19 protein-coding genes and 1 pseudogene are annotated in these 24,133 nt (G+C 36.4%); 10 read left to right on the top strand and 10 right to left on the bottom strand.

The annotated features are described in order from the left end of the window. Positions 1–46 precede the first annotated feature (46 nt). The 5 genes and pseudogenes from H8B04_RS03860 to H8B04_RS03840 all read right to left on the bottom strand — a co-directional run bounded on the left by H8B04_RS03860 (position 47) and on the right by H8B04_RS03840 (position 4,791). Positions 47–1,516 (bottom strand): glycine--tRNA ligase, encoded by a 1,470-nt coding sequence (locus H8B04_RS03860; RefSeq protein ID WP_165292635.1) that lies wholly within the window; start codon positions 1,514–1,516, stop codon positions 47–49. Between the two features lie 40 nt (positions 1,517–1,556). Further along, on the bottom strand, positions 1,557–2,024 hold the full coding sequence (gene bcp / locus H8B04_RS03855) for a thioredoxin-dependent thiol peroxidase (RefSeq protein WP_190301507.1): 468 nt from the start codon (positions 2,022–2,024) through the stop codon (positions 1,557–1,559). 27 nt (positions 2,025–2,051) lie between these two features. Continuing rightward, positions 2,052–2,411: pseudogene (locus H8B04_RS17405) on the bottom strand (four helix bundle protein). Between the two features lie 45 nt (positions 2,412–2,456). Continuing rightward, on the bottom strand, positions 2,457–4,178 hold the full coding sequence (locus H8B04_RS03845; protein WP_190301506.1) for a M23 family metallopeptidase: 1,722 nt from the start codon (positions 4,176–4,178) through the stop codon (positions 2,457–2,459). Position 4,179: 1 nt separating this feature from the next. Beyond that, the gene (locus H8B04_RS03840) at positions 4,180–4,791 is read right to left on the bottom strand and encodes a fumarylacetoacetate hydrolase family protein (RefSeq protein ID WP_190301505.1); all 612 of its coding nucleotides are present in this window, start codon (positions 4,789–4,791) and stop codon (positions 4,180–4,182) included. Positions 4,792–5,133: 342 nt separating this feature from the next. Here H8B04_RS03840 and H8B04_RS03835 point away from each other — a divergent pair, with 342 nt between their 5' ends. From H8B04_RS03835 to H8B04_RS03805, 8 genes are all read left to right on the top strand, one after another. Further along, positions 5,134–6,027, top strand: coding sequence for a glycoside hydrolase family 76 protein (locus tag H8B04_RS03835; RefSeq protein WP_223815259.1), 894 nt, complete (start codon positions 5,134–5,136; stop codon positions 6,025–6,027). Between the two features lie 52 nt (positions 6,028–6,079). Next, positions 6,080–6,280, top strand: a complete 201-nt coding sequence (locus H8B04_RS16985) for a hypothetical protein (RefSeq protein WP_223815258.1) — start codon at positions 6,080–6,082, stop codon at positions 6,278–6,280. Between the two features lie 497 nt (positions 6,281–6,777). Then, positions 6,778–9,723: a SusC/RagA family TonB-linked outer membrane protein gene (locus tag H8B04_RS03830; protein ID WP_223815257.1), complete on the top strand. Its 2,946-nt coding sequence runs from the start codon at positions 6,778–6,780 to the stop codon at positions 9,721–9,723. A gap of 11 nt (positions 9,724–9,734) precedes the next feature. Further along, positions 9,735–11,366: a RagB/SusD family nutrient uptake outer membrane protein gene (locus H8B04_RS03825; RefSeq protein ID WP_190301503.1), complete on the top strand. Its 1,632-nt coding sequence runs from the start codon at positions 9,735–9,737 to the stop codon at positions 11,364–11,366. A 126-nt stretch (positions 11,367–11,492) separates the two neighbouring features. Continuing rightward, positions 11,493–11,972, top strand: a complete 480-nt coding sequence (locus H8B04_RS03820) for a gluconate 2-dehydrogenase subunit 3 family protein (RefSeq protein ID WP_190301502.1) — start codon at positions 11,493–11,495, stop codon at positions 11,970–11,972. Position 11,973: 1 nt separating this feature from the next. Further along, positions 11,974–13,689, top strand: coding sequence for a GMC oxidoreductase (locus H8B04_RS03815; RefSeq protein WP_190301501.1), 1,716 nt, complete (start codon positions 11,974–11,976; stop codon positions 13,687–13,689). A gap of 298 nt (positions 13,690–13,987) precedes the next feature. Continuing rightward, complete coding sequence (locus H8B04_RS03810) at positions 13,988–14,644, top strand: HAD family hydrolase (protein ID WP_190301500.1); 657 nt, start codon at positions 13,988–13,990, stop codon at positions 14,642–14,644. 61 nt (positions 14,645–14,705) lie between these two features. Next, on the top strand, positions 14,706–15,134 hold the full coding sequence (locus H8B04_RS03805; protein ID WP_190301499.1) for a Dabb family protein: 429 nt from the start codon (positions 14,706–14,708) through the stop codon (positions 15,132–15,134). A gap of 42 nt (positions 15,135–15,176) precedes the next feature. Here H8B04_RS03805 and H8B04_RS03800 read toward each other — a convergent pair whose 3' ends face one another. From H8B04_RS03800 to H8B04_RS03780, 5 genes are all read right to left on the bottom strand, one after another. After that, positions 15,177–16,691 carry a S41 family peptidase gene (locus tag H8B04_RS03800; protein WP_190301498.1) on the bottom strand — a complete coding sequence of 505 codons (1,515 nt, stop codon included), beginning with the start codon at positions 16,689–16,691 and terminating at the stop codon, positions 15,177–15,179. 250 nt (positions 16,692–16,941) lie between these two features. After that, positions 16,942–17,928 carry a class 1b ribonucleoside-diphosphate reductase subunit beta gene (gene nrdF / locus H8B04_RS03795; RefSeq protein ID WP_190301497.1) on the bottom strand — a complete coding sequence of 329 codons (987 nt, stop codon included), beginning with the start codon at positions 17,926–17,928 and terminating at the stop codon, positions 16,942–16,944. An 88-nt stretch (positions 17,929–18,016) separates the two neighbouring features. Next, a complete protein-coding gene (gene nrdE / locus H8B04_RS03790) occupies positions 18,017–20,122 on the bottom strand; it encodes a class 1b ribonucleoside-diphosphate reductase subunit alpha (RefSeq protein ID WP_165290754.1) in 2,106 nt (701 codons plus the stop codon). Further along, positions 20,082–20,486: a class Ib ribonucleoside-diphosphate reductase assembly flavoprotein NrdI gene (gene nrdI, locus H8B04_RS03785; protein ID WP_165290755.1), complete on the bottom strand. Its 405-nt coding sequence runs from the start codon at positions 20,484–20,486 to the stop codon at positions 20,082–20,084. The genes nrdE and nrdI overlap by 41 nt, the downstream gene beginning before the upstream one ends. Before the next feature lie 25 nt (positions 20,487–20,511). Then, positions 20,512–20,748, bottom strand: coding sequence for a glutaredoxin family protein (locus H8B04_RS03780; RefSeq protein ID WP_165290756.1), 237 nt, complete (start codon positions 20,746–20,748; stop codon positions 20,512–20,514). 438 nt (positions 20,749–21,186) lie between these two features. Here H8B04_RS03780 and H8B04_RS03775 point away from each other — a divergent pair, with 438 nt between their 5' ends. Both H8B04_RS03775 and H8B04_RS03770 read left to right on the top strand, forming a co-directional pair. Further along, a complete protein-coding gene (locus H8B04_RS03775) occupies positions 21,187–23,589 on the top strand; it encodes an alpha/beta hydrolase family protein (protein WP_190301496.1) in 2,403 nt (800 codons plus the stop codon). A gap of 93 nt (positions 23,590–23,682) precedes the next feature. Beyond that, positions 23,683–24,090 carry an RrF2 family transcriptional regulator gene (locus tag H8B04_RS03770; protein WP_190301495.1) on the top strand — a complete coding sequence of 136 codons (408 nt, stop codon included), beginning with the start codon at positions 23,683–23,685 and terminating at the stop codon, positions 24,088–24,090. Positions 24,091–24,133: the final 43 nt, after the last annotated feature.

The raw sequence follows: 24,133 nt of genomic DNA, 5'->3' as shown, positions 1-24,133 counted from the left end.
TGCAATTATGCTACTCTTTAATCTTTATCTTGTAGAGAAATCTCTATTATGCTAGTTGTGCTAACAAGCTTGTTAAGCTAACACGCTCTCCGATAATACGGCTTAAATCTTCGATAGCTACACGTTCTTGTTCCATAGAATCACGGTGACGGATAGTAACCATATTGTCTTCTAATGATTGGTGATCTACAGTAATACAGTACGGTGTACCGATTGCATCTTGACGACGGTAACGTTTACCTATAGCGTCTTTCTCGTCGTATTGAATGTTGTAATCCAATTTCAATTTTGCCATGATTTCACGTGCTTTTTCTGGAAGACCATCTTTCTTAGTCAATGGTAATACAGCCGCTTTCACTGGAGCGATAGCAGGGTGGAATTTCAACACCACACGTGAATCTTGTTTTTCTTCTGTCGAAAGATCTTCGTGAACCAATGAATTTGCCAATACAGTCAAGAATAAACGATCCAATCCAATCGAAGTCTCGATTACATAAGGGATGTAATTTTGGTTGATCTCAGGATCGAAATACTGCATTTTGCGTTTTGAATATTCTTGGTGTTGCTTCAAATCGAAGTCAGTACGAGAGTGGATACCCTCCACTTCTTTGAAACCAAATGGGAATTCATACTCGATATCTACAGCTGCATTAGCATAGTGCGCCAATTTAGCGTGATCGTGGTAACGGTATTTTGCAGCATCGGCTCCTAATGCCAAATGCCATTTTAAACGTGTTTCTTTCCATTTGTTGTACCATTCCATTTCCGAACCTGGACGTACAAAGAATTGCATTTCCATTTGTTCGAATTCGCGCATACGCATGATAAATTGACGAGCAATTACCTCGTTACGGAATGCTTTACCGATTTGAGCGATACCAAAAGGAATCTTCATTCTTCCGGTTTTTTGAACATTCAAAAAGTTAACAAAAATACCTTGTGCTGTCTCCGGTCGTAAGTAAACTTGCTCAGCACCATCAGCCATTGCGCCCATTTGCGTAGCAAACATCAAGTTGAATTGACGTACGTCAGTCCAGTTTTTTGTGCCCGAAATAGGGCATACAATATTATGCTCCTCAATAATTGTTTTCAAACGCACTAAATCATCTGCATTTAATGCATCATCTAAATCTTTTTGTAATTGAGCTGCTTTATCTGTTTTACCGTCTTTTTCATAACGATCGATTTTATCTTCAATCAATTGATCTGCACGGTAACGTTTTTTAGAATCTTTGTTGTCGATCATTGGATCATTGAATCCATCTACGTGCCCAGAAGCTTTCCAAGTCGTAGGGTGCATGAAGATTGCAGCATCGATACCTACAATGTTTTCATTCAACTGCACCATGGATTTCCACCAATATGTCTTCAGGTTATTTTTTAGTTCTGAACCTAATTGTCCGTAATCGTATACGGCACTCAAACCGTCATAAATCTCACTTGAAGGGAATACAAAACCGTATTCTTTAGCGTGTGATATAATGTTTTTGAAAAAGTCGTCTGTTTGTTTGCTCATAAGGGGTAAAAGTATAAAATTCTACGTCAAAAATCAACAGCTATTTGGCTTCGTATAAGTCCAAAATTTGTTGAGACGCATTCTTATTATCTACCTTCTTGATGATATGTTCAATTACTCCTTCTTCGTTAATGACAAACGTCGTACGGGCAGTACCCATATACTTTTTACCGTACATATTTTTCTCTACCCAAACACCATAGTCGTTAACGATTTTTTGGTCTTCATCCGCTAATAAGTTGAATGGTAATTCAAATTTTGCAATGAATTTTTGATGTGATTGTTCGCTATCGATACTTACTCCTAATACTTCAAATCCTTTGCCCAATAAGAATTGATAATTATCTCTGAAATTGCACGCTTCAGTTGTACAGCCCGGCGTATTATCTTTTGGGTAGAAGTATAAGATTACTTTCTTTCCAAGGAAATCCGATAGGTTTATGGTTTCACCTTTTTGATTTTTTGCAATTATTTCTGGAGCTTTTGCGCCTATTTCTAATGTTGTCATGTTTAGTTGTATTTTAGTTGTCTGTAGTCAGTTACCAGTTGATTTTAAATATTTAATTAGACCAGTGATGATTTTAGATATTTCAGTACATTGTTGATTAAGTTCAGTGGCTTTTGTATGATTAATATATTCTAACCTTTCAGCTAAATAAATCATTGATTTTACTTCGCTTGATGAGCCTAATACGATATATAAAAACCTAATAAATTCTTTGGATGATTGTCTATCAAAACCTTCGGCTATATTATTTCAAATAGAAACAGTTGCTCTGCATATCTGATCTTTAAAGGAAAAATCTTTAAGATTTCTAAATGAAGAATATATAGAAATAGCAAGATTCTGTGCTTTTTGCCAAGCTAGAATGTCTTCAAATTTTTGTATTTTCATCTTGCCTTAGAGATTAAATACTGACAACTGTTAACTTTTAACTGTTTACTTTGTAAACCTCGCCTCATACACTCTCTCGTTATCTTTCCAGTCTTTAACAATCAATTTAAATATATGTTCTCCTTTCGACAATGAAGGATCAAAACGATGCCATAGATGTCTATTCTTGGAATCATATTCCATCAAAACCCATTTGTCATCGATATAGCCATTAAAGGATTGTATCCCTGAAAAATTATCCGAAATGGTAAAATCAATTTTGCTTTGTGTGGCTACATTTTTACCATTTACCAAATTTCGAGGGGTAATAGTCGGTGCTATTGTATCCACAGCTACATAGAAATTTCCGAAGTTTCTGGTGTTAACAATAACCCAACCCTTTTCAAATTTTCCGCCTTCAGCACCTCCGTCCGTAGAGGCGATAAGAGCTTTACTTTCCAAGAGTGGTGGAAGATTTGTGGGTTTGATGGACAAGGAATAAGATGAAAACAGCGGAGTTAATGTATTGTGCACTTTGTGCAATGCAGAATATGCATTGGGCAGTTGAGTAGCTTCCTCATATACAAAGTCCAAATTATCGTATAACACTCCATTGGGAATTTCCAATTTTATGCTTTCCGTAGAAAACGTATGATTGGTATTGTATTCCAACATTTTACCTTTCAAAGGCACAGCAGCTTTTGCTGCAATTGAATTATTTGCTACTTTAAAATCTAACTCACTGCAGTTGCCAGCAACATCCTTTACCACATATTTGACGTTATAAACTTTATTTTCTGTCAACTCAATTACGCCATTATTTGTAAGCGTTTTGAATATTTCCAATGGATTTCCCGGATCTTTAAAAGACTTTTGAACTTTAGCCTTTGTCCTTTTCCAATGTGGATAATCGATATAAGAATGAATGGCACGTGTGGTGTTAAAATCCAATTCTTCGAATACAACAGAAGAAATTACTTGTCCATCTACAAAAAGTTCAATAGAATATACGCCATTTTGAAATCCTCCCGCACGGTGTCTATCAATTGTATTGATTCCTAATCCAAATTTTCCTGAAACAGGGATTGGTGTAGCTTGTGTCAAGCTATATCTTCCTGCACCAATGCTTTTTACTGCTAAGGTTTTTCTTGGTGTGAATTCATTGAATAGTTTATCATTCAGCTCATAAATCATTACACTATTTATGGTGGGATTGAACTTATCAGCAAAACGCAATCCAAACAATTGTGGGTTCAGTGGATGCTGTGTTTTGGTATCCCGAATTTCGAAATGAAGATGAGGACCTCCAGAACCACCCGTATTTCCTGCATTACCAATGAATTGGCCTTTTGTTAATTTTACTTGGTCTGGACTAAGTGTAATATCTACATCAAATCGTTGCTGTTTGTACTGTTCTGCGCGTACGATTTGGGTCAATTGCACATTGAAAGAATCCATGTGCAGGTACGCCGTCGTATATCCGTTTGGATGGTCAATATATACTGCATTACCGCCACCGCCAATCTGTACACGCACTCTGGAAACAAAACCTTCAGCCGCAGCATGCAAAGGAAGTCCAATTTTTTGTTGTGTACGGTAATCATCGCCTCCATGAAAGTGTGTGCTACGTAACTCGGCAAACGTGCCCGAAGCATCCATAGCAATATTCAATGGATTGCGAAAATAGCCTTGCGGATAATTACGTGATGCAATTATATTCTTATTCTGTGCTTTGATGTTAAAAAGTGTACTTACCACTCCAAGCAACAGAAAACCTAATTTTTTCATATTATTTGATTTGTGTCGTGAACATCAATGTGTCCCCGATATATCCTTCGAATTTGTCCCCAATAGCAATTGGACCGACCCCCACAGGAGTACCTGTGTAGATTAAATCTCCTTTACGAAGGGTGATGAATTTCGATATATATACTATTAACGAATCAATATCGAAAATCATATCTTTCGTATTGCCTTCTTGTACAATTTCCCCATTTTTTCTCAATGAAAATTTAATTTCATTGATATTTTCAAATTCTTCTTTCGTAATTAAAGGACTAATTACAGCCGAATGATCGAAAGCTTTTGCTAGTTCCCAAGGTAATCCTTTTTCCTTGTGCTTAGCTTGAATATCTCTAGCCGTAAAATCGATCCCTAAACCTATAGCATCATAATACTTATGTGCGAATTTTTTAGAAACATGTTTTCCTTCATTGCATATCCTGAAAACCACTTCGCATTCGTAATGTACATCGGAAGAAAACTCCGGATAATAGAAATCTTTATTGTCTTTTAAAACCGCAGTGTCGGGTTTCATAAAGATAACGGGTGACTCGGGAACTGGATTATTTAACTCTTTAGCGTGATCTATGTAATTTCTACCAATGGCAATTATTTTCATCTGTTTATGTCTTTTATACAAATGTACATAAAATGATAGAAGTGATTTTTGTTTCAAAAGTGCTATGATTGCTAATTTCAATTATTACTTAATTCTTGAAAGATTATATCTGATTTTTTACAATTCAAATTTTATCACTCCTAATATCCCTAAACTAAATTATTTTATAAAGTGCTTTATTTTGGGTTGATATCGGGATTTAGGTTTTGCTAAATCGATTAAAAATCATTTAATTAGAAAATAATTATAAACAAAACTCACAGAAAAAATATTGTTATCCACTATCCCAATCCAATTGTGGTAGTGTACACCATCTATATTATGATCAAAAAAATCTTTTTAATGCTCATTATCATTATGACCATTTCTATACATATATTGTTTGCGCAGAAAAACCGAAACCTTATTCGGGCGTCAGAAACTTTAGATTCTATATATAAATTTTTCAGCATTCCCAATAGCTATTTGTTGCGGGAACATTACCCCTTTACGGGGGATTTCAAAGCAGACTATTTGGGAGCAGGTGATAATTCTAATAAAGCAAATCCTTATGCTTATCTCTGGCCGTATTCAGGTTCTCTTTCTGCGCAGGTAGCATTTTATGAAAGCACAAGATATAAGAAAACTTTGAAGGCCATAGATAGTAAAGTGTTAAGGGGTTTAGATGAATATTTTGATAAGCGGTCGCCTGTGGGATATGCTTCATATGTTAATTCTGCACCGCAATCTGATAGGTTTTATGATGATAATGTATGGTTAGGAATTGACTTTACGGATCTTTATCTGCTTACAAAAGATAAAAAGTTCCTAAAAATGGCGTTAGAAATATGGGAGTTTGTAGCAAGTGGAAAGGATGAGAAACTTGGAGGAGGGATCTATTGGTGCGAACAAAGAAAGGAGTCTAAAAATACCTGTTCGAATGCTCCAAGTGTTGTTTACTTAGCCAAATTGTATCTTGCTACCAACGATAAAAAATATTTAATAGAAGCGGAGAATTTGTACAAATGGATCCAATCTAATTTAATGGATACAAAGGATTCTCTATATTATGATAATATCAACCTCAAAGGCGTGGTAGATAAACGAAAATACTCCTATAATACTGGGCAAATGATTCAAGCAGGGGCATTGCTGCATCAGCTAACCAAAAAACAAAAATATCTTTTGGATGCCCAAAATTCTGCAAAGGGTGGTTTTGATTACTTCTTTTATAATACTAAAGATAGCGATACATAAAGTATTAAAACAAAGTAATAATTGGTTTATAGCGGTCATGATGCGTGGGTATATGGAATTATATACTGTTGATAAAAATCCGATTTATATCCAAGAATTTCATAAAAATCTGGATTACGCATGGGAACATATGCGTGAGCGGACAGGGCTGTTTAATAAAGATTGGTCTGGAGCACAGCAAGAAAAGTCTAAATGGCTTTTGGATCAATTTGCTATAGTTGAAATGTATGCAAGAATATCAAACATGAAATAAGATTTGTTTATACTTTTCTCTGATTCAAAATAATAGTTGTATTAAAATACAACTTCATCATTTGGGTAGCTTATTTATAGGCTACTTTTTTATGTGCTTCGTTACAATTATTTATACAATTCAGGTTAATTAAAATCTGTCAAAAGCAATGAACTTAATTTTTTCATAAATAGGTACCTAGCTAATGTTGAACGCGTAAATGTTATTAAAACTTATAAGAAAACCATCATATGTTAGTCAATCTTTATTTAATATTTTGATTTAATATTTAAAAAATATTGTAAATGACTTTGCTAAATCGATTAAAATGATTTAATTAGTACAAATTATAAACTAATTCTACCACTAAAATATTTGTGTCTTATATCTTATTTCAAGGCATAAGTATGGAATCAACTGACGAGAACATTGACTAATTAAATTATATTATGTGGAATTCAGACAAACTTAAACTTCGGAAGGGCAGGCTTTGTGTCCTCACCTTAACCTTACTTGCTTTGAGCAATAGTTCAGTTTATGCGAATAAGCTTTCTGCTGAAGAGGTTTATTTTAATGCACTAAAACAACAATCGGTACAAGGAACAGTCGTTGACGCTTCTACGGGACAAGGAATTTCGGGGGTCACCATTAGTGTTAAAGGTTCATCCGTTTCAACGCAGACGGATGAAAATGGAAAGTTTACCATTACAGCGAATAATGGAGCAATTTTGGTCGCTTCTTATTTAGGCTTCGAAACCGCTGAAAAGTCTGTCAGCGGAACGCAAGTGACATTTTCGTTAATTCCTATTCAATCTAATCTGGATGAAGTAGTCGTAGTTGGTTACGGTACCCAAAAGAAAAGCGAGATAACTTCTGCTGTTTCTTCGGTAAAAGAGAAGGATTTTAACCAAGGCGGAATGCGTAGCCCAGTAGACCTTGTGCAAGGTAAAGTAGCAGGTTTAAATGTAACGCGTACGCAAGGGAGTAACCCAAATTCTGGAACGAGTATACAATTGAGAGGTATGGCTTCTATCAAAGGAGGTAATACGCCACTGATTGTAATTGATGGTATTCCTGGGGGCAATTTAGACCTGATCAAACAAGGTGATATAGAATCAATAGATGTGTTGAAGGATGGTTCTGCTGCGGCCATTTATGGTACACGCGGAAATGGAGGGGTCATTCTGATTACAACGAAGAAAGGTCGTTCTGGTGTTTCTGCATTTGAATACTATACCTATGGTCAGCATGAGGCTGTCGCTAGAAGACCGCGCATGTTGTCCGCTTCTGAATTCCGAGATCGCGTTATAAAAGGTCAAAACAAACCAGATTTGGATTTAGGAGCTTCCACAGACTTATATGATGAATTAATAAACCACAACAATTTTTCGACATTTCATAATTTTGTAGGTAGTGGAGGCGGAGAAAACTCTTCTTATCGTGCTTCCATCAATTATGAAAAAGCTCAAGGTATAGCCAAACAGAACGAAAGAGATCAATTTGGTGGAAGGGTTAATTTTTCCCAAACAGGTCTAGCAGATCGGTTAACCTTTACAGGGAATATTGCTGCAAATTTTAATAAAGCAGATCTTAACGGAGGAAAAACTGAATTTTTCGAACAAGCTATTCAGCGTAATCCAACAGCGCCGCTGTTCAATGATGATGGTAGTTTCTATCAAACGCAAGGGTATAATAACTTCAATCCATTGGATCGTATGGCCAATCGAATTGAAGATCGTAACCAACAGACTTTTTCGGGAGATGCCCGTCTAAAGTTGCAAATTATCGATCCTTTGAGCATCAGCACATTTGCTTCCTATGTTCGGGATAATACCATTAATAGACAGTATCGTTCTATTAAAGATTGGGACCAGCGTGAAGTATCTGACTACCAGGGTATGGCTTACGCGTGGAAGGGGAATGATCTGAATTGGGCAAAAACATTTGAAACGACCATCGACTATAATCAAACCTTTAGCGATGTACATACCATAACAGGATTATTAGGGTATAGTTATCAGTACAATACGTATGAAACATTCTCCATGTCCAATAATGGATTCACTACGGATGCTTTTTTGGATTGGAATATGGGGTCAGGAACAGCTTTGACAAATACTAAATTGCCGCGTCCAGGCATGAGTTCTTATAAAGATGACAATACTTTAATTGCCTTTTTTGGTCGTGTAAATTATAATTATGCGGATCGCTATTACCTTACTGCAATTTTGAGAAGAGAAGGATCATCACGTTTTGGTACAAATAACAAATGGGGGAATTTCCCAGCGATTTCTGCAGGTTGGAACATTACCAATGAAGAATTTTTTACTAATAAAGATTTAATAAATAATCTGAAACTGAGAGTGGGTTATGGGGTAACGGGTAATCAAGGTTTCCCGAATTACCAGTCTATGGTATTGTTAGGTACTGGTGGAGTATATCCGCAGGACGGAGTTTATTATCAAACATATGGTCCGACACAAAATCCTAATCCTTTCTTGAAATGGGAACAAAAAGCGGAAACAAACGTAGGTTTGGACTTCGGATTATGGTCTAATCGTTTGACAGGTTCATTAGATGTGTATACTCGTAAAACTACGGATTTACTCAATCAATATACAGCTCAACAACCCGCATATGTATCAGGAAGTATTTGGTATAATGTAGGTGAAGTGACTAATAAAGGGGTTGAATTTCAATTGTCGGGTTCACCAATTTCTAATGAAAACTTCACTTGGACTGTTGATTTTGCAGGTAATTACCAAAAAAATAGATTAGTGCAAATGTCCAACGATACGTTCAAAAGTAATTGGATGACTTTTGGCGGATTGCCTTCGCCAGGTAATTTGGGTGATGCTATTCGATTAGAAGAAGGGGGAGAAATTGGTTCTTTTTATGGTAAAAGATATGCTGGAATAAATGATGAAGGTAAATGGTTATTCTACAAAGCGGATGGGTCTACAGGTACTGCAGCTGAAATGAATGAGAATGATTTAACGTATATCGGTAACGGAGTTCCTAAATATCAAGCTTCTTTAGGTAATAGATTTAATTATAAAGGATTTGATCTGACTGTGTTTTTCAGAGGAAAATTTAAATATGATATTCTGAATACACCTGATATGTATTTCGGTAATCAAAAATGGTTGCCAAATAATGTGTTGCAAAGCGCATTTGACAAACATGATGCTATTAAAGATGATCCTCAATATTCTGATTACTACCTTGAGAATGGAAGTTTTGTGAAGCTGGACAATGTGACTTTGGGTTACAATTTCAAATTTAAAACGCAATATATCCGCAATCTTTATGTGTATGTGACTGGTAGAAATATTGCTACCATCACGAGCTACACTGGCTTAGATCCCGAATTGCAAGATGTTGGATTTGATGCTGGTATCGACAGCCGTGGATTCTATCCAAGAACGAGATCATGGACATTTGGGTTAAATATTGGATTTTAAAGTAGAGTAATATGAAAAAGATAAATAAAGTTCTGTCAGCAGTTGCGGTTCTGGGTGCTGGATTATTCTTTCATTCTTGTACAGACTTGACAGAAAATGTATATAGCAGTATAAACGAAAACAGTTTTTATAACAATAAACGTGAGGTAATGCAGGCTGCATTGCGTCCATTCACACATATGCAGGCTTGGTTAGCGCCAACAGGCCAAAGTGGATATTATTACCATTCGGAATTAAGCGCCGATCAATTGGCTTGGCCTCAAAAAGGAAGACATGGTTACGACAGTGGAGATCATATTCGTCAGCATTATCATACTTGGACGAGTAATGAAAGTAGATTGAGAAACGTGTGGACATTAATGTGGGGAGGAGTAGGCTATGTCAATAATGCCATTGCCGATATAGAAAGTTTGGATGTCACGAAGGTACAAGGCTTGACAGAAGAAGAGCGTGATGTAATTGTCTCGCAGTTGAAAGTGTTAAGAGCATTTCATTATATCAAAATAATGGATTTGTGGGGGAATGTTCCCATAGCAACAAAAGTGGCCGACCCCATTAATCCAGAGACACAATCTCGATCAGAAGTATTTGATTTTATTCATCAAGAGTTAGTAGACAATGTGGAGAATTTGCCTTTAACGTCGGCTTCAAATATAGGACAAGTATCACGCGCAGCAGGATATGCCATGCTGTCAGAATTGTATTTGAATGCCCAAAAGTGGAAAGGGCAAGCGATGTGGGATGAATGTATTGCGGTTTCGGACAAGATTATTAATGGTCAGGGTGGAGGAATTGGCGGTACGCCTAAATTATCGCCTGATATTAATTCCTTATTTAGCAATACCAATTCCGCGAATCCAGAATCATTGTTTCAGTTTCAGTTTAGTAGAGAAGCAGGTTTTACATTTGATTGGGCGGGTTTCTTCTTCGGATATGATTATATGAAAGAAGTGTTGAAAGTTGGCTATGGTGGATGGAACGCATTAGTAGTTATTCCTTCAGCATTTGACGCGTATGGAGAAGAGGATTTACGTAAAAAAGACTGGTTTTTGTTTGGTCCTCAATATAAATATGGTACTACCACTCCAGTGTTAGGAACAGAAGAATACAGCGGTAAGCCATTGGTATTTGTAAATAGTATACGTCGTGAAAGTGAAGGAGATCGTACAAGTCAAGGAAGTATGACAGAGGGTGAAGAAAACTCAGGTGCAAGATTCCATAAATACAAATCGGGCACTTTGGATGATCCTAATTATTGGGAGAATGATTATATCATTTACCGTTTGACTGAGATTTATTTCAATAAGGCAGAAGCAATCATGCGCAAAAATAATGGATCTGCAAATGCGGAAGCTGTGTCACTGATTAATGAATCGCGCAAAAGAGCTTTTGCGGAAGATGATTGGACGGCAAACCAATATACCACAGCTACTTTAACGCTAGATGAATTATTGAAAGAAAGAGGTAGAGAATTTATTTTTGAAGGTAAGAGAAGAACGGATTTAATTCGTTTTGGAAAGTATACCACCGCTTCTTGGTGGGATCACACTCCTTCAAATGATCCTAATAGAGAATTATTCCCTGTGCCGAATAATCAACTTTCAATAAATCCGAATTTAAAACAAAATCCAGGATACGAATAGCATAAGGGCTCTGCAATAGCAGAGCCTTTTTTATTCTACTACAATTACTTTTACGATAAGGATATGTTTTTAGCTAAATCGTTTTTATTAAATATTTCCTATATTCGGATTACCAATTAATTCGAAATGAAAAGAAGAACCGCCATTAAGCAACTCTTTATTCTTGCTGGAGGAATGGTCATTGCGACTTCATGTACGAGAGATCGTAAGAAATCTACTATTGCTTTGTCCAACCTTGATTTTTCGAAAGAGGATGAAGAACTACTTGCCGATTTAGTTGAAGCAATTATCCCCGAAACAGATTCTCCAGGAGCAAGAACCTTGAATTTACACTTGTTTGTGATGAAAATGGTCGATGATTGTCATTCTCCAGAGGATCAAAAATCTTTTGTGGAAGGGCTCAAAAAATCCAAACCACTTAAAGGTAAATCTTTAGGTGAGATTCAAACCTATTTTTCCACCTTGCCAAAAGAGGATACATTTTTTGCTATTCTGAAAAATAGAACCATAATGGGCTATCAAAATTCTGAATATGTGATGAAGAACAAAGTGATTTATGAATTGGTGCCAGGTAGATACGATGGCGCAGTAAAAGTTAACAGTTAATATGGCATATCTCAATATAGATTCGCAAAAAGATAGAACATATGATGCTATTGTCATCGGTTCAGGTATAAGCGGTGGATGGTCTGCGAAAGAATTATGTGAAAAAGGTCTCAAGACATTGGTTTTGGAACGTGGGCGCGATGTGAAACACATCAAAGATTACCCTACAACCAATATGTATCCTTGGGAATTTGAGCATCGCAATGAGATGCCTTATCAGGTAAAGCAGGATAATCCCATCGTGAGCAAGTGCTACGCATTCCATGAAGATGCGGCACACTTTTTTGTTAAAGATAACGAACATCCCTATATACAAGAAAAACCTTTTGATTGGATTCGTGGCTATCAAGTCGGTGGAAAATCATTATTATGGGCAAGACAGACCCAGCGGTGGTCCGATTTTGATTTTGAGGGACCTGCACGAGATGGTTTTGCGGTAGACTGGCCAATTCGTTATGCAGATTTAAAGCCTTGGTATGATCATGTAGAACGTTTTGCTGGTATAGCCGGTGATAAAGATGGATTGCCAGAATTACCGGACGGGGAATTTTTGCCAGCCTATCCGCTGAATGTCGTAGAGAAATATTTTAAGCAAAGTGTCGAGAACAAATATCCAACACGGAAAGTTATTTCGGCACGTTGTGCTCATATTTCTAAACCGCAGCCTATTCATATCCAGCAAGGACGTACCCAATGTCAAAATAGAACCTTATGTCAGCGTGGTTGTCCTTTTGGAGGATATTTTAGTTCGAATGCTTCCACTTTACCCTGGGCAGCAAAAACTGGAAACCTGACACTAAGACCAAACTCTGTGGTTCATTCTATTTTGTATGATGAACAAAAGGGGAAAGCCGTAGGAGTAAAAGTTATTGATCGAAATACGAAGGAAGAGATTGATTTTTATGCAAAAATCATTTTTGTGAATGCAGCAGCTATTAATACCAATTTGATCTTGTTAAATTCTACATCTACCCGTTTCCCGAATGGTTTAGGCAATGATAGTGAAACGTTGGGTAAATATGTGGCTTTCCATAATTATAGTGCCCGAATATATGCTGAGTACGAGGGGTTGTTAGATTATACTGTCGAAGGTCGTAATCCAGCAGGTGGTGCTTATATTCCCAGATTCAGAAACCTATATAAGCAAGAAACGAATTACTTACGTGGCTACGCGGCTGGATTCGGGGCTTATCGTTCTTCGTATGCTGATACTTCTGGATTAGGCGAAGATTTAAAAAAATCTTTGTTGAATCCAAAACTCGGAAGTTGGGGAGTAGGTTCGCACATGATGGGGGAGACTATTCCAAAAGCATCAAATTATGTAGCATTAGATAAGGACAAAAAAGATGAATGGGGTATTCCTTTGCTCAAGATTTCTATTGATTACGACCAGAATGATGAGAAGATGAAGAAGGATTACTTGGATACTTTGGAAGAAATGTTTACTGAGGCAGGTTTTACCAACATTCGTCGCGATGACAATTGGCAGGCACCTGGATTAGATATACACGAAATGGGTGGTGTTCGTATGGGACTTGATCCTAAGACCTCTATGCTCAATAAATGGAATCAACTGCATGCTGTACCGAATGTTTTTGTTACCGATGGTGCAGCCATGACCTCTACTTCTACTCAAAATCCCTCTCTTACCTATATGGCATTTTCAGCGCGCTCAGTTGATTATGCAATTAAAGAAATGAAAAAGGGAAGTTTTTAAAAATTTTATTTTTAAAGAAAAAAATGCTATTTCAAGTGATTGAGATAGCATTTTTTATGTGCGTCCGGCATGGGCGTGAACTCTAGGGTGTAAGTCCCGAACGTGCCTTGATAGTGGGAAACGTTAACTTAAGGCAAGGGTGTCCTTCGCGAGGGGGAATCTGAAGGAAGCCGGCGGTAAATCTCTGGCCTGACGCACAGAAATCGAATGAGGCCGTTGGAGACAGCCTCTTCTTTATTTACAATAAATCCATATTGCATGGTGCTATTTCACGATATATTTTGCGAACTTTAGTCCTATGATAGCATCTACCGTAAAAGCCGTATTATTTGATTTGGATGGCACATTAATAGATTCAGAATATTTTTACTACAGTAATTGGGCACCAATACTATCCGATGAATTCGACTTACATATTACTTTCGATGATTGGTTGAAGAATTTTGCTGGACACACCTTAGTCCGTAATGTTGGATTTTTGAAAGATCAATTTGGTATTGAGACTACGGAAGAATTTATGTGGACTGCCACGAGAGCCAATTATGCGAAATCGGATATGACTACAATTCGATTAATGCCTTTCGCGAAAGAAACCTTAGAAAATTTACGACAAAAGGGTTTGCGTATGGCGTTAGTCACATCCAGTTATACAACGACAGTAGATACAGTTTTAGGGCATCATGAATTACTCGATTATTTTGAATTTTTTATTACAAGGGAACTCGTTGAAAATCCAAAGCCTAATCCAGAACCTTATGAGTTGGCTACACAGAAATTAGGTCTTACAAAAGAACAAATAATAGCTGTAGAAGACACGATTACAGGTTTTACATCGGCTACAGCAGCTGGATTAACTTGTGTTGCGGTTTCCAAGCACACTACGGAGCGTCAAAGACTTGCTGTTGCGAAGTATCTAATCGAAGATTTGTCAAATCTTCTTCAACTTATTGTATAACGTAATATATTTACTATCTTGTTGTAAATGAACTACCTAATGTGATTCTAAATTTTAATTTATGAAAAGAAGATTTTTTCTTGGTGCTGGTATCGCAGGCATATCTACAAGCGTATTAGCCTCTTGTACAGTTTCCAGTAATCCTAACGAAGAGAAGGGAAACACTATGAAATCAGGTAATATAATACACCAAGTTTATTTTTGGCTTAAGGAGGGGATTACAGCAGAGGAGGAAAAGGATTTTTTAGAATTTTTTAAAATTCTAAAAACAGTTCCTGGTATTCAATCTTTTACTACAGGAAAACCCGCTGGGACGAATCCTCGATCGGTTGTAGATAATTCATTCTCTTATAGTATTACTGTTGTTTTTGAAGAACTCGCAGATATCAATGTCTATGAAACGCATCCTATACATACTGAGGCCGCGGCGAAATACAGTAAATATTGGACAAAAGTGCAGGTGAGAGATACAGAAGTATTGGATATATAAAACAAAAACAGGACTTATTTTAAGTCCTGTTTTTGTTTTATATTATTTTAATTTGATCTTTTCTTTGCCGAACTTAAACATACCAGCGTCTGTTGCTCTATTGCTTTGAATAGATTTTAATAGATGAGTATTGTTAATTCGTTGTGCATCTTTTGCGGAAACAGCAGAACGGGTCGCTGTAGAATACGATCCATTTTTAATATGGTAAATTGCTTCTGCAATAAATCCTTCTTCCACATCTCCGAAATCTTTCAGGAAATCTTCTCTAGTCAGTTTATTTGGAACAAGGCCTTCGAAGTAATTTCCGTAATTGTCGGCATTAAACATTTGGAAAGAAGTGACATAAATATCAGCCTGTGCTCCTTTTTTACCAATAGGAATACCCCAGAATCCAACCGGTTTGCCGTAAGTATTTTCAGATCCTATGATTTGAACATTCAAGTAGGGTTTCAATGAATTAATTAACAGTTCACTTGCTGATGCCGTAGAACTTGTCACTAAGAAATAAACTTTAGTTAAATTAAGATTTCCAAATTTGTTGAAATCAACCGGCTTAAAATCTTCTGCCAGTTCTTCCTGTACAATAGGATTTAGTTTATAATAGTACATTCTTTTTCCTGTCGCAGCAGCAGGGGCAAGTTTATTAGCTAAATATTCAGCAGTATAGGTTGATCCTCCACCATTGTAACGTAAATCTATGATGAGCTCTGATACCCCTTGTGTTTCGTAGCTATTAAACAGATTTTGAAGACTGGTATATAAAGAGTTTAATTGTCCCTGATTGCTGAGTATACTGATAAATGAACTAAAAGCAAAATAACCTACCTTTTTGCCTTCAATATCTTTAACCCAAGTACTTAAAATAGGATTGATATTATATTTAGCTTGAGTAATTGTTTTTTCTATAATTTCGCCATTCGGTTTCTGCCACTTGACATTCATAGAATTGGAATTTAGTGCATCATTAATTCCCTTGAAATTCTGAGCTTTTTGAGTGTTATAATCGTATTTTGTATTTCCATTAATACTTAATATTCTATCACCCCTTCGTAATCCGGCAACATACGCAGGTGAATTTAAATCCAACATTCTTACATATAGATCCGCATTGTTATTGTCTTTAGCGGATTCGGCTGTTTGCAGGTATAATACATATATACCATAACTTGTGCCTGTGCCTTCTTGAATTTCTTCTGCTACAGCACCTTGTCTATCCAAGAAGCTAAATCTGTCATAGGGTTGTCCTTTGGAATCTTTTGGAGTAAGTCCAATTAGGTAATCTAAAAGATCTTCAGCCTTGTCATAATCTTTGGTAATCCGTCTTACTTTTACGGTGTCTAGAATGTCATTGATATTGGATGGCACAATGCTTTCTTGCCATAAGGACAATAATTTTGTTAGATACAATGTGGAATCTCTTAGATACGCTTCTGGAGATTTATCCCAATTTTTAATAATCTCTTGATCTGTATCAGCCTTTGTAGGAGAGGTATTATCCTTTTCACAGCTTAATGCTAGCAAAAACAGAAAAGGTATAACATATAAAATTCTTCTCATATAATTTTTATGAATGTTAGTGCAACTGTATTCAGTTGTTATCTAAGGTAATAATTTTACAGCAATTGTTTTTAATTTTAACATTTGTGTTTTACTTTTTATAATCCTTTATTATTCTTTCTATCTCTTTGATAATTAATTTATTGTTTAGGTAGAATAACCAAGTGACATTGCATTTTCTTGTATAAAAAACTCCCTTCCAGAATTTCTGAAAGGGAGTTTAAAAAATCGCTTTATTATATAAAATTTCTTAAATATCTACGGAAGCATCCATATCAAAGTCATCATGCATCAGATGGACAATTTCAGTTGCTTTCTCGTAGTTAGTGGATTTCTTGGAGAAAAAATCATGTTGTGTCGTATCCGTATTCAAACCGTTCAATACAATAGGGTTGACTTGTTTTACGTCGAAGATAGGCTCGAAACCTAGGTTCATCAAAGCTTTATTACCATTGTAACGAACGTATTCTTTTACTTCAGAAGTCAAACCTACTACTGTATATAATTCTTCTGTGTATTTGATTTCGTTCTCGTACAAGTCGTTTAGTAATTTCAAGAACTTCTCTTTTACTTCTTCTTTGTTTGGCAGTTTAGCGAATACTTCTTGTGCAATTAATCCTACGAAAACACCATGGATAGATTCGTCTGCTACAATTTTTTTGATGATATCTGCAGAAGCAACCATTTGTCCTTGACCACACAACCATAATGGTAAGAAGAATCCAGAATAGAACAAGAATGACTCTAACAATACCGAAGCACCTAAAGCCATGAATAATTCTTCATCCGAAGGATTTTCTTTGTCAATAGCACGGTAATATTGGTCGATAGTAGAAGCTTTATATTGCAAGAATTTGTTTTGCGATACCCAACCAAATACATCGTTGATTTCGTTTGTAGTGGATACAGTCGTAAAGATTGTAGAGTATGATTTGGCGTGGATAGCTTCCATCATACACATATAAGACAATACAGCTTTGTTTTGTAAAGAGGTGATATGATCAATGATTTTAGGCATACCCGTATGACTTTGTAGCGTATCCAATAAAGTCAATCCACCTAAAGCTTTTTTGTAACACTCTTTCATATCCCAGCTAAGACCTTTCCAGCTGTCGATATCTTTTGAAGGAATGTATTCGGTATCAATCCAGAATTGTTTAATATTCTGTTCCCAGAACATTAATGCATAATCATTGTCTGGCGTATTCCAATTTACGGCCGTATATTGCTTACTCATTATTTGAAGTCAAAAATTAATAGTAAAAAGTCAAAAATATGAATAAGCTAAAGATTTAGCTTATTCATATGATGTATAAAATTTTAGGTTATGCTGAACATGAGATACACTCATCGATCGAAGACTTGCGTGTACGGGTATAGTATAATGATTTCAAGCCCAATTTATGCGCATAAATATAATATTTCGCTAAATCACGAGTCGAATCTTTTGAATTCGTGTGCAAAATAGTAGATACACCTTGGTCGATGTGGCGTTGGATTACTGAAATCAGTTTCAATACTTTCATTTGATCCATATCGTATGCTGACTTGAAGTAAAAGTAATTGTCATTTGTCAAGTAAGGCATAGGGTAGTATGTAGTACTATCTCCATATTCACGTACTTCGATGATATCCACAATTGGCATTACCGATGCCGTAGCGTTCATAATGTATGAAGTAGATTGGTTAGGAGCGATAGCCAAGCGGTAAGCATGATAAATACCATGTTCTTGTACTTGTGCTTTCAGATTGTTCCAATCTTCAATTGTAGGAATGTGCAATCCTTCAAACAGTTCTTTTACTTTGTCCGTTTGTGGTAAGTAATCTCTTTCTAAGTATTTGTCAAAATATGCTCCTGATGCATAATCTGATTTTTCGAAACCTACGAAAGTACGTCCACGCTCTTTAGCAATCTCCATAGAAGCTTCCAAAGAATAGTAGTTCATCATCATGAAGAATGTATTCGCAAAGTCTAAAGCTTCGCGAGATTCGTACATGATAAAGCTTTTTGCTAGGAAGCCATGTAAGTTCATTGCCCCCAAACCTACAGAGTGTAATTCTCTGTTGGCTTTGGCGATCGAAGGTACCATAGCGATATCTGTTACATCTGTTACTACCGTTAATGCACGCATAGCTGTTTTCACAGATTCTTTGATACGCTTGTTGTCCATTACAGTAGCAATATTCAACGAACCTAAGTTACAGGAGATACCGTAACGGATCGTGTCTTCTTTGCCATAGATTTCGATATCCGAAACTTCAGATACTTGCATGATCTCTGTACAAAGGTTAGAGAATTTTACACGACCAATGCCATTTAATGCATGTGCACGGTTTGTGTTCTCTTTGAAGAAAATATAGGGATATCCAGACTCTTTTTGTGTCTGTGCAATTTTCACTAATAAGTGACGCGCATTGATTTTCTTTTTCTTAACGTTCGGGTTGGTGATCAACTCATCGTACCATTGATCCATATCCATTTCGTCCAAATACTGACCATACTCTTGCATTACAGTATGTGGATAAATCAAGTAACAAGGCTCGTCTTTCTCTGCCAATTCCATGAACTTATCTGGAACGATGATACCAATAGACAATGATTTGATACGTACTTTCTCGTCCACGTTGATTTTCTTACAATCTAAGAATTCTTCGATGTCCGAGTGGAAAATATTTAAGTACACCGCACCAGCACCAGGACGTTGACCTAATTGGTTGGCATAAGAGAACGTATCTTCCATGATTTTCATAATAGGAAGTACACCTCCTGCGCGACCGTCTACGCCTTTGATAGCTTCACCGCGTGCACGGATTTTTGATATGTTGAATGAAACACCACCACCGATAGATGATAATTTCATTGCAGAATCTACAGCATAACCAATACCATTCAAGTTGTCACCGATTTCATCCAAGAAACATGAAACCAATTCACCAGAACGTTTTTTACCAGCATTCAAGAATGTCGGGGTAGCAGGCTGATATTCTTGATTAATCATGATTTCGGCATACTCGATAGCTTTTTGTACACCTTCTTCACGTGCTAAAAACAACGATACCGCTACAACACGGTCTTCATAGCGCTCCAGGAATTTCTCTCCGGAGTCATCACGAAGTGCATAACTTTGGAAAAATTTGAAGGCTGCCATGAAAGACTGAAAACGGAATTTTTTAGCATACACATAATTGTACACCTTTTCCATGTCTTCAAATGTAAACCACTCGTAGAAATTGATATAATAATTGTGTTCGATCAAATAATCAACTTTTTCTTTAAGTGTGTAAAAGAATACCGTATTCTTGTTTACATACTCTAAGAAATAGGCGCGCACAGCTTCCTTGTCTTTATGCAAGCTGTACTCGTCATCATGTTTGATCATGATTTCATTATTAAGCAATATCCAGTTTTTTGCTACCTCGTTTGCTATCATAGTATTGATTCTTAATTATGTCTATAAATTGATTAATATCTTCCATCGTGCCCGAAAGCTCAAATTTGAATGCTAACGGAATTTCAAAATGTGCCGCTACTTTGTCTGCTGCTACACCGAAGTTTCTACCCCAATTGCGGTTTCCGCTAGAAGTTACAGAATATAGCTTTGCACTATTTTTAGATGCAAAATCTTCCGTAATAGCTGGAATTTGACCAAAATTGGTCGTAAAGGTCACCAAATGACCTTCTTCTTCGATAAGCATATCTTTTTGAATGCGAATCGCTGTCCATCCAGTAATTTGTACCACTTTATCAATAAAGCGCTGTACATTTCCTGTTTTTGAGTCGTAATAGAGTATCATAAATAGATAGTTTTATGATAAATATTTATTGAGCTACAGCTTCTTCTAATTCTTGAGGTTTGAAACCGATCACACGGTGCTTCACTTCTTCACCGTCCAAAACGATTACTGTAGGGACAGTGCGAACTTTAAACTTAACAGCCAACTCCGGTTCATCAAATGGATTGATCGTCTCATACGAAATACCCTTACTGTCTAAGTACGCCGACACTTGTGCGCATGGAGCACAATCGTTTTTTTCGAATTTAATGATTCTTGCCATGTTGTATATTAAGTTTGACAGTAAATCCTATCCAAAAGTGTTTCTTTTGAACAAAAAATTTACTAAGATTTGTAAATAAACGCTGCGATCACAGATGATTTTCTGGGATCCTTAACAAATATCATATATTTTAGTTCCGAGAGGTAGTTATACTTTTCCACATTCTTCAGATCTTTCATTATAAAACTGCCTCAGTTGAATGGTTTTGTTTGTAAAAGACTGTAAATCAATATTTGGCGGGTGTGGATAACTTTAAAAATTTGTTTTTTATCCTAATTTTTGCATGACAATTGGATTAGAATTTTATTGTCAAAAAAGAAATTTATTTTGCTAATATTCTATATTATTTGTTATATTTTTAGAGGATTCAAAAAGAAAAAAACTTCATCCAAAAATTGATAAAATTATATCGCTTTTTTCTTTGATTATACTCTAATTATGAAAAAAATACCTTTCTTTTTTCTATTCTTATTAGGACTAAATGTCCATGCGCAAGAAAATGTTACTTTTCAAAAGCCTTCTTCAGAAATTTTGGCATTGGCGGATTATCAAAGGCCGCCCGCTGTCAGTTTAAGCCCCGATAAATCATGGGTACTATTAAGTTATAGACCTACTTACAAAAGTCTGGAGGAGTTAGGACAAGAAGAATTGCGATTGGCAGGTCTCCGGATAAATGCAAAGACTAGAATTGCGAGCACAGAAAATTATTTCTACAATATTCGTCTGCGTTCTGCGCAAGATGGAAAAGAATTTGATATTGCAGGATTGCCAGCCAATGCGTTGATTTCTAATGTGTCGTTTTCAATTGATAGTAAGTACATTGCTTTTACACATACCAATGATTCAGGAGTCTCGCTTTGGTTGGTGGATGTAGCAAACAAATCAGCAAAGCAATTGACAGATTATGATTTGAATGCCGTATTAAATGATCCGTATCAGTGGTTGCGTAATTCTCAAGGATTACTTATTAGCAAATCACCAGCTAATCGTCCCGCATTAATTGATCACAGCAAAGATTTGCCTTCTGGACCTGTTGTTTCGACGAGTGGTGGGCAAATTTCGCAATTGCGTACTTATCAGGATTTACTTAAAAATCCACAGGATGAACAGGATTTCGTTTCGTTAGGAACGGCAGAATTGTACTGGATTGATTTGCAAGGAAAGCAAACTAAATTTTTAGCTTCGGATTTATATACACAGGCAAATGTATCACCAGATGGTAAATATGTATTAGTATCAAAATTGAAAAAGCCGTTTTCCTATGTAGTGCCTTATATTTCCTTTCCGCAAGAAGCAAATGTATATGCTGTAGATGGTACCTTGATTCTAAAAGTAAATGAAACTCCTTTGCTGGAAATTCAGCCCAAGGGTTTTTCTTCAACGCGTCCTGGAAAACGTATGTTGACATGGCGAGCGGATAAGCCTAATACCTTGTTCTTTGTACAGGCATTGGATGGTGGCGATGCAAACAAAGCTGTTGAATACAGAGACGAACTTTTTACATGGGAATATCCTTTCAATGGAGAACCAAAATCTTTAACCAAAGTAAAAGATCGTTTCGCTGGAATTATTTGGGGTAATGATACTTATGCGTTGGTGTCCTCAAGCTGGTATGATACACGAAACAGTAAAACTTTTTTATTGAATCCAACTTCAGGTGATACGAAAGTGATCATTGATCGCAATAGTCAAGATGTGTATTCAAATCCGGGTTCAGTGTACCGTGAACGAAATCAATTCGGTACTTATTCTATGTTTATCAATAAAGATAAGACATATTGGGTTGGTCCAGGCTTTACAAAAGAAGGAGAGTTTCCTTTTATCGATGAGTTGGATTTAAAGACTTTAAAGAAAAAAAGAATTTATACAGCTCCATCTTCTGAATTGCAGGAACGCATTGCGGAAGTTGTAGATATCACAAAAGGCGATATTTTGATTTCGTTGCAATCGGCTAAACAATACCCAAATTATTATACTAAAAATATCAAATCAGGTAAAACGAAAGCCGTAACAGCAATTGAAAATCCGTTTAAAAGTTTAGAAGCTGTTCATAAAGAGGTGCTCAATTACAAACGTAATGATGGAGTTGAACTTTCTGGTACACTTTATCTTCCTGCAGGTTATGATTTCAATAAAAAAGAGAAATTACCACTGCTGATTTGGGCTTACCCACGTGAATATAAAGATAAAGCGACCGCAGGTCAAAGCACGGCAAACCCTAAAGAATTTACTTTTCCAAGCTATGGTTCATTTATTTATTGGGTGACCAAAGGTTATGCGGTATTGGATAACGCAGCTTTTCCAATAGTAGGAGAAGGCAAAGCTGAGCCGAATGATACGTTTATTCCTCAATTGGTAGCGAATGCGGAAGCGGCAATTAATGCAGTGGATGCTTTAGGCTATATTGATCGTAAGAAAGTAGCTGTCGGAGGACACTCATATGGTGCTTTTATGACCGCGCATTTATTGTCTAATTCTAATCTTTTTGCTGCGGGAATTGCACGATCTGGTGCGTACAACCGTACCTTGACACCGTTTGGTTTCCAATCGGAGCAACGTAACTTTTGGGATGATCCTCAATTGTATATGACTATGTCTCCATTCATGAGTGCTGATCGTATGAAAACACCGATGCTATTGGTTCATGGTGCTGCGGATAACAATCCCGGAACTTTTACTCTGCAAACTGAACGTTATTTCCAAGCCTTGAAAAATTTAGGCGCTCCAGTACGTATGGTGATTCTTCCACGCGAATCGCATGGTTATGCTGCTAAGGAGAATATTTTCCATTTACTTTGGGAACAAGATCAATTCTTAGAGAAATATTTGAAAAATAAATAATTACGAGGGGAGAATGTAAATTCTCCCTTATTTATAAATCTTTAATGTAATAAAATTTGTTACATTAAAAATTATTGTTACTTTTGTACCGATATGAATAATTTAAGATTCTCAACGGCTATACATATTTTGGTGTTGCTTGACAAAAATCAGGGAGAATTAATTACTTCGGATTTTATTGCAGGAAGCATCAACGTGAACCCTGTAGTGGTTCGTAGAGAAATCAAATTATTACGTGAAGCGGGTTTAATCGACGCTAAGAAAGGTAAAATAGGGGGCTGTGCTTTGGCTATTGATGCGCGAAAGATTTTGTTGGGGGATCTGTATAAGATTGTCAACAAAGAGAATATGTTGGGAAGAAAAAATCAGCCTAATCCGAATTGCGCTGTTGGAAGACAAATGAATGGGAGGTTAGATGAACTATTTGATCAGACCGATACGGTATTGATAGAAACATTAAACAAGCAAACCGTAAAAGATTTTTCGAATCAGTTCGAATAAAATTTTTTAAACATTATTGTAACAAAATTTGTTTCAATTAAAT

The sequence above is a fragment of the Sphingobacterium litopenaei genome, assembly GCF_014692495.1.
Taxonomy (GTDB): domain Bacteria; phylum Bacteroidota; class Bacteroidia; order Sphingobacteriales; family Sphingobacteriaceae; genus Sphingobacterium; species Sphingobacterium litopenaei.
This window is presented reverse-complemented; position numbering and strand designations above follow the sequence as displayed.

Excerpts from the sequence above, each read along its gene's own strand:
- H8B04_RS03860 (WP_165292635.1), bottom strand. The coding sequence starts at position 1,516 with ATGAGCAAACAAACAGACGACTTTTTCAAAAACATTATATCACACGCT.
- bcp (WP_190301507.1), bottom strand. The coding sequence starts at position 2,024 with ATGACAACATTAGAAATAGGCGCAAAAGCTCCAGAAATAATTGCAAAA.
- H8B04_RS03845 (WP_190301506.1), bottom strand. The coding sequence starts at position 4,178 with ATGAAAAAATTAGGTTTTCTGTTGCTTGGAGTGGTAAGTACACTTTTT.
- H8B04_RS03840 (WP_190301505.1), bottom strand. The coding sequence starts at position 4,791 with ATGAAAATAATTGCCATTGGTAGAAATTACATAGATCACGCTAAAGAG.
- H8B04_RS03835 (WP_223815259.1), top strand. The coding sequence starts at position 5,134 with ATGCTCATTATCATTATGACCATTTCTATACATATATTGTTTGCGCAG.
- H8B04_RS16985 (WP_223815258.1), top strand. The coding sequence starts at position 6,080 with ATGGAATTATATACTGTTGATAAAAATCCGATTTATATCCAAGAATTT.
- H8B04_RS03825 (WP_190301503.1), top strand. The coding sequence starts at position 9,735 with ATGAAAAAGATAAATAAAGTTCTGTCAGCAGTTGCGGTTCTGGGTGCT.
- H8B04_RS03820 (WP_190301502.1), top strand. The coding sequence starts at position 11,493 with ATGAAAAGAAGAACCGCCATTAAGCAACTCTTTATTCTTGCTGGAGGA.
- H8B04_RS03815 (WP_190301501.1), top strand. The coding sequence starts at position 11,974 with ATGGCATATCTCAATATAGATTCGCAAAAAGATAGAACATATGATGCT.
- H8B04_RS03810 (WP_190301500.1), top strand. The coding sequence starts at position 13,988 with ATGATAGCATCTACCGTAAAAGCCGTATTATTTGATTTGGATGGCACA.
- H8B04_RS03805 (WP_190301499.1), top strand. The coding sequence starts at position 14,706 with ATGAAAAGAAGATTTTTTCTTGGTGCTGGTATCGCAGGCATATCTACA.
- H8B04_RS03800 (WP_190301498.1), bottom strand. The coding sequence starts at position 16,691 with ATGAGAAGAATTTTATATGTTATACCTTTTCTGTTTTTGCTAGCATTA.
- nrdF (WP_190301497.1), bottom strand. The coding sequence starts at position 17,928 with ATGAGTAAGCAATATACGGCCGTAAATTGGAATACGCCAGACAATGAT.
- nrdE (WP_165290754.1), bottom strand. The coding sequence starts at position 20,122 with ATGATAGCAAACGAGGTAGCAAAAAACTGGATATTGCTTAATAATGAA.
- nrdI (WP_165290755.1), bottom strand. The coding sequence starts at position 20,486 with ATGATACTCTATTACGACTCAAAAACAGGAAATGTACAGCGCTTTATT.
- H8B04_RS03780 (WP_165290756.1), bottom strand. The coding sequence starts at position 20,748 with ATGGCAAGAATCATTAAATTCGAAAAAAACGATTGTGCTCCATGCGCA.
- H8B04_RS03775 (WP_190301496.1), top strand. The coding sequence starts at position 21,187 with ATGAAAAAAATACCTTTCTTTTTTCTATTCTTATTAGGACTAAATGTC.
- H8B04_RS03770 (WP_190301495.1), top strand. The coding sequence starts at position 23,683 with ATGAATAATTTAAGATTCTCAACGGCTATACATATTTTGGTGTTGCTT.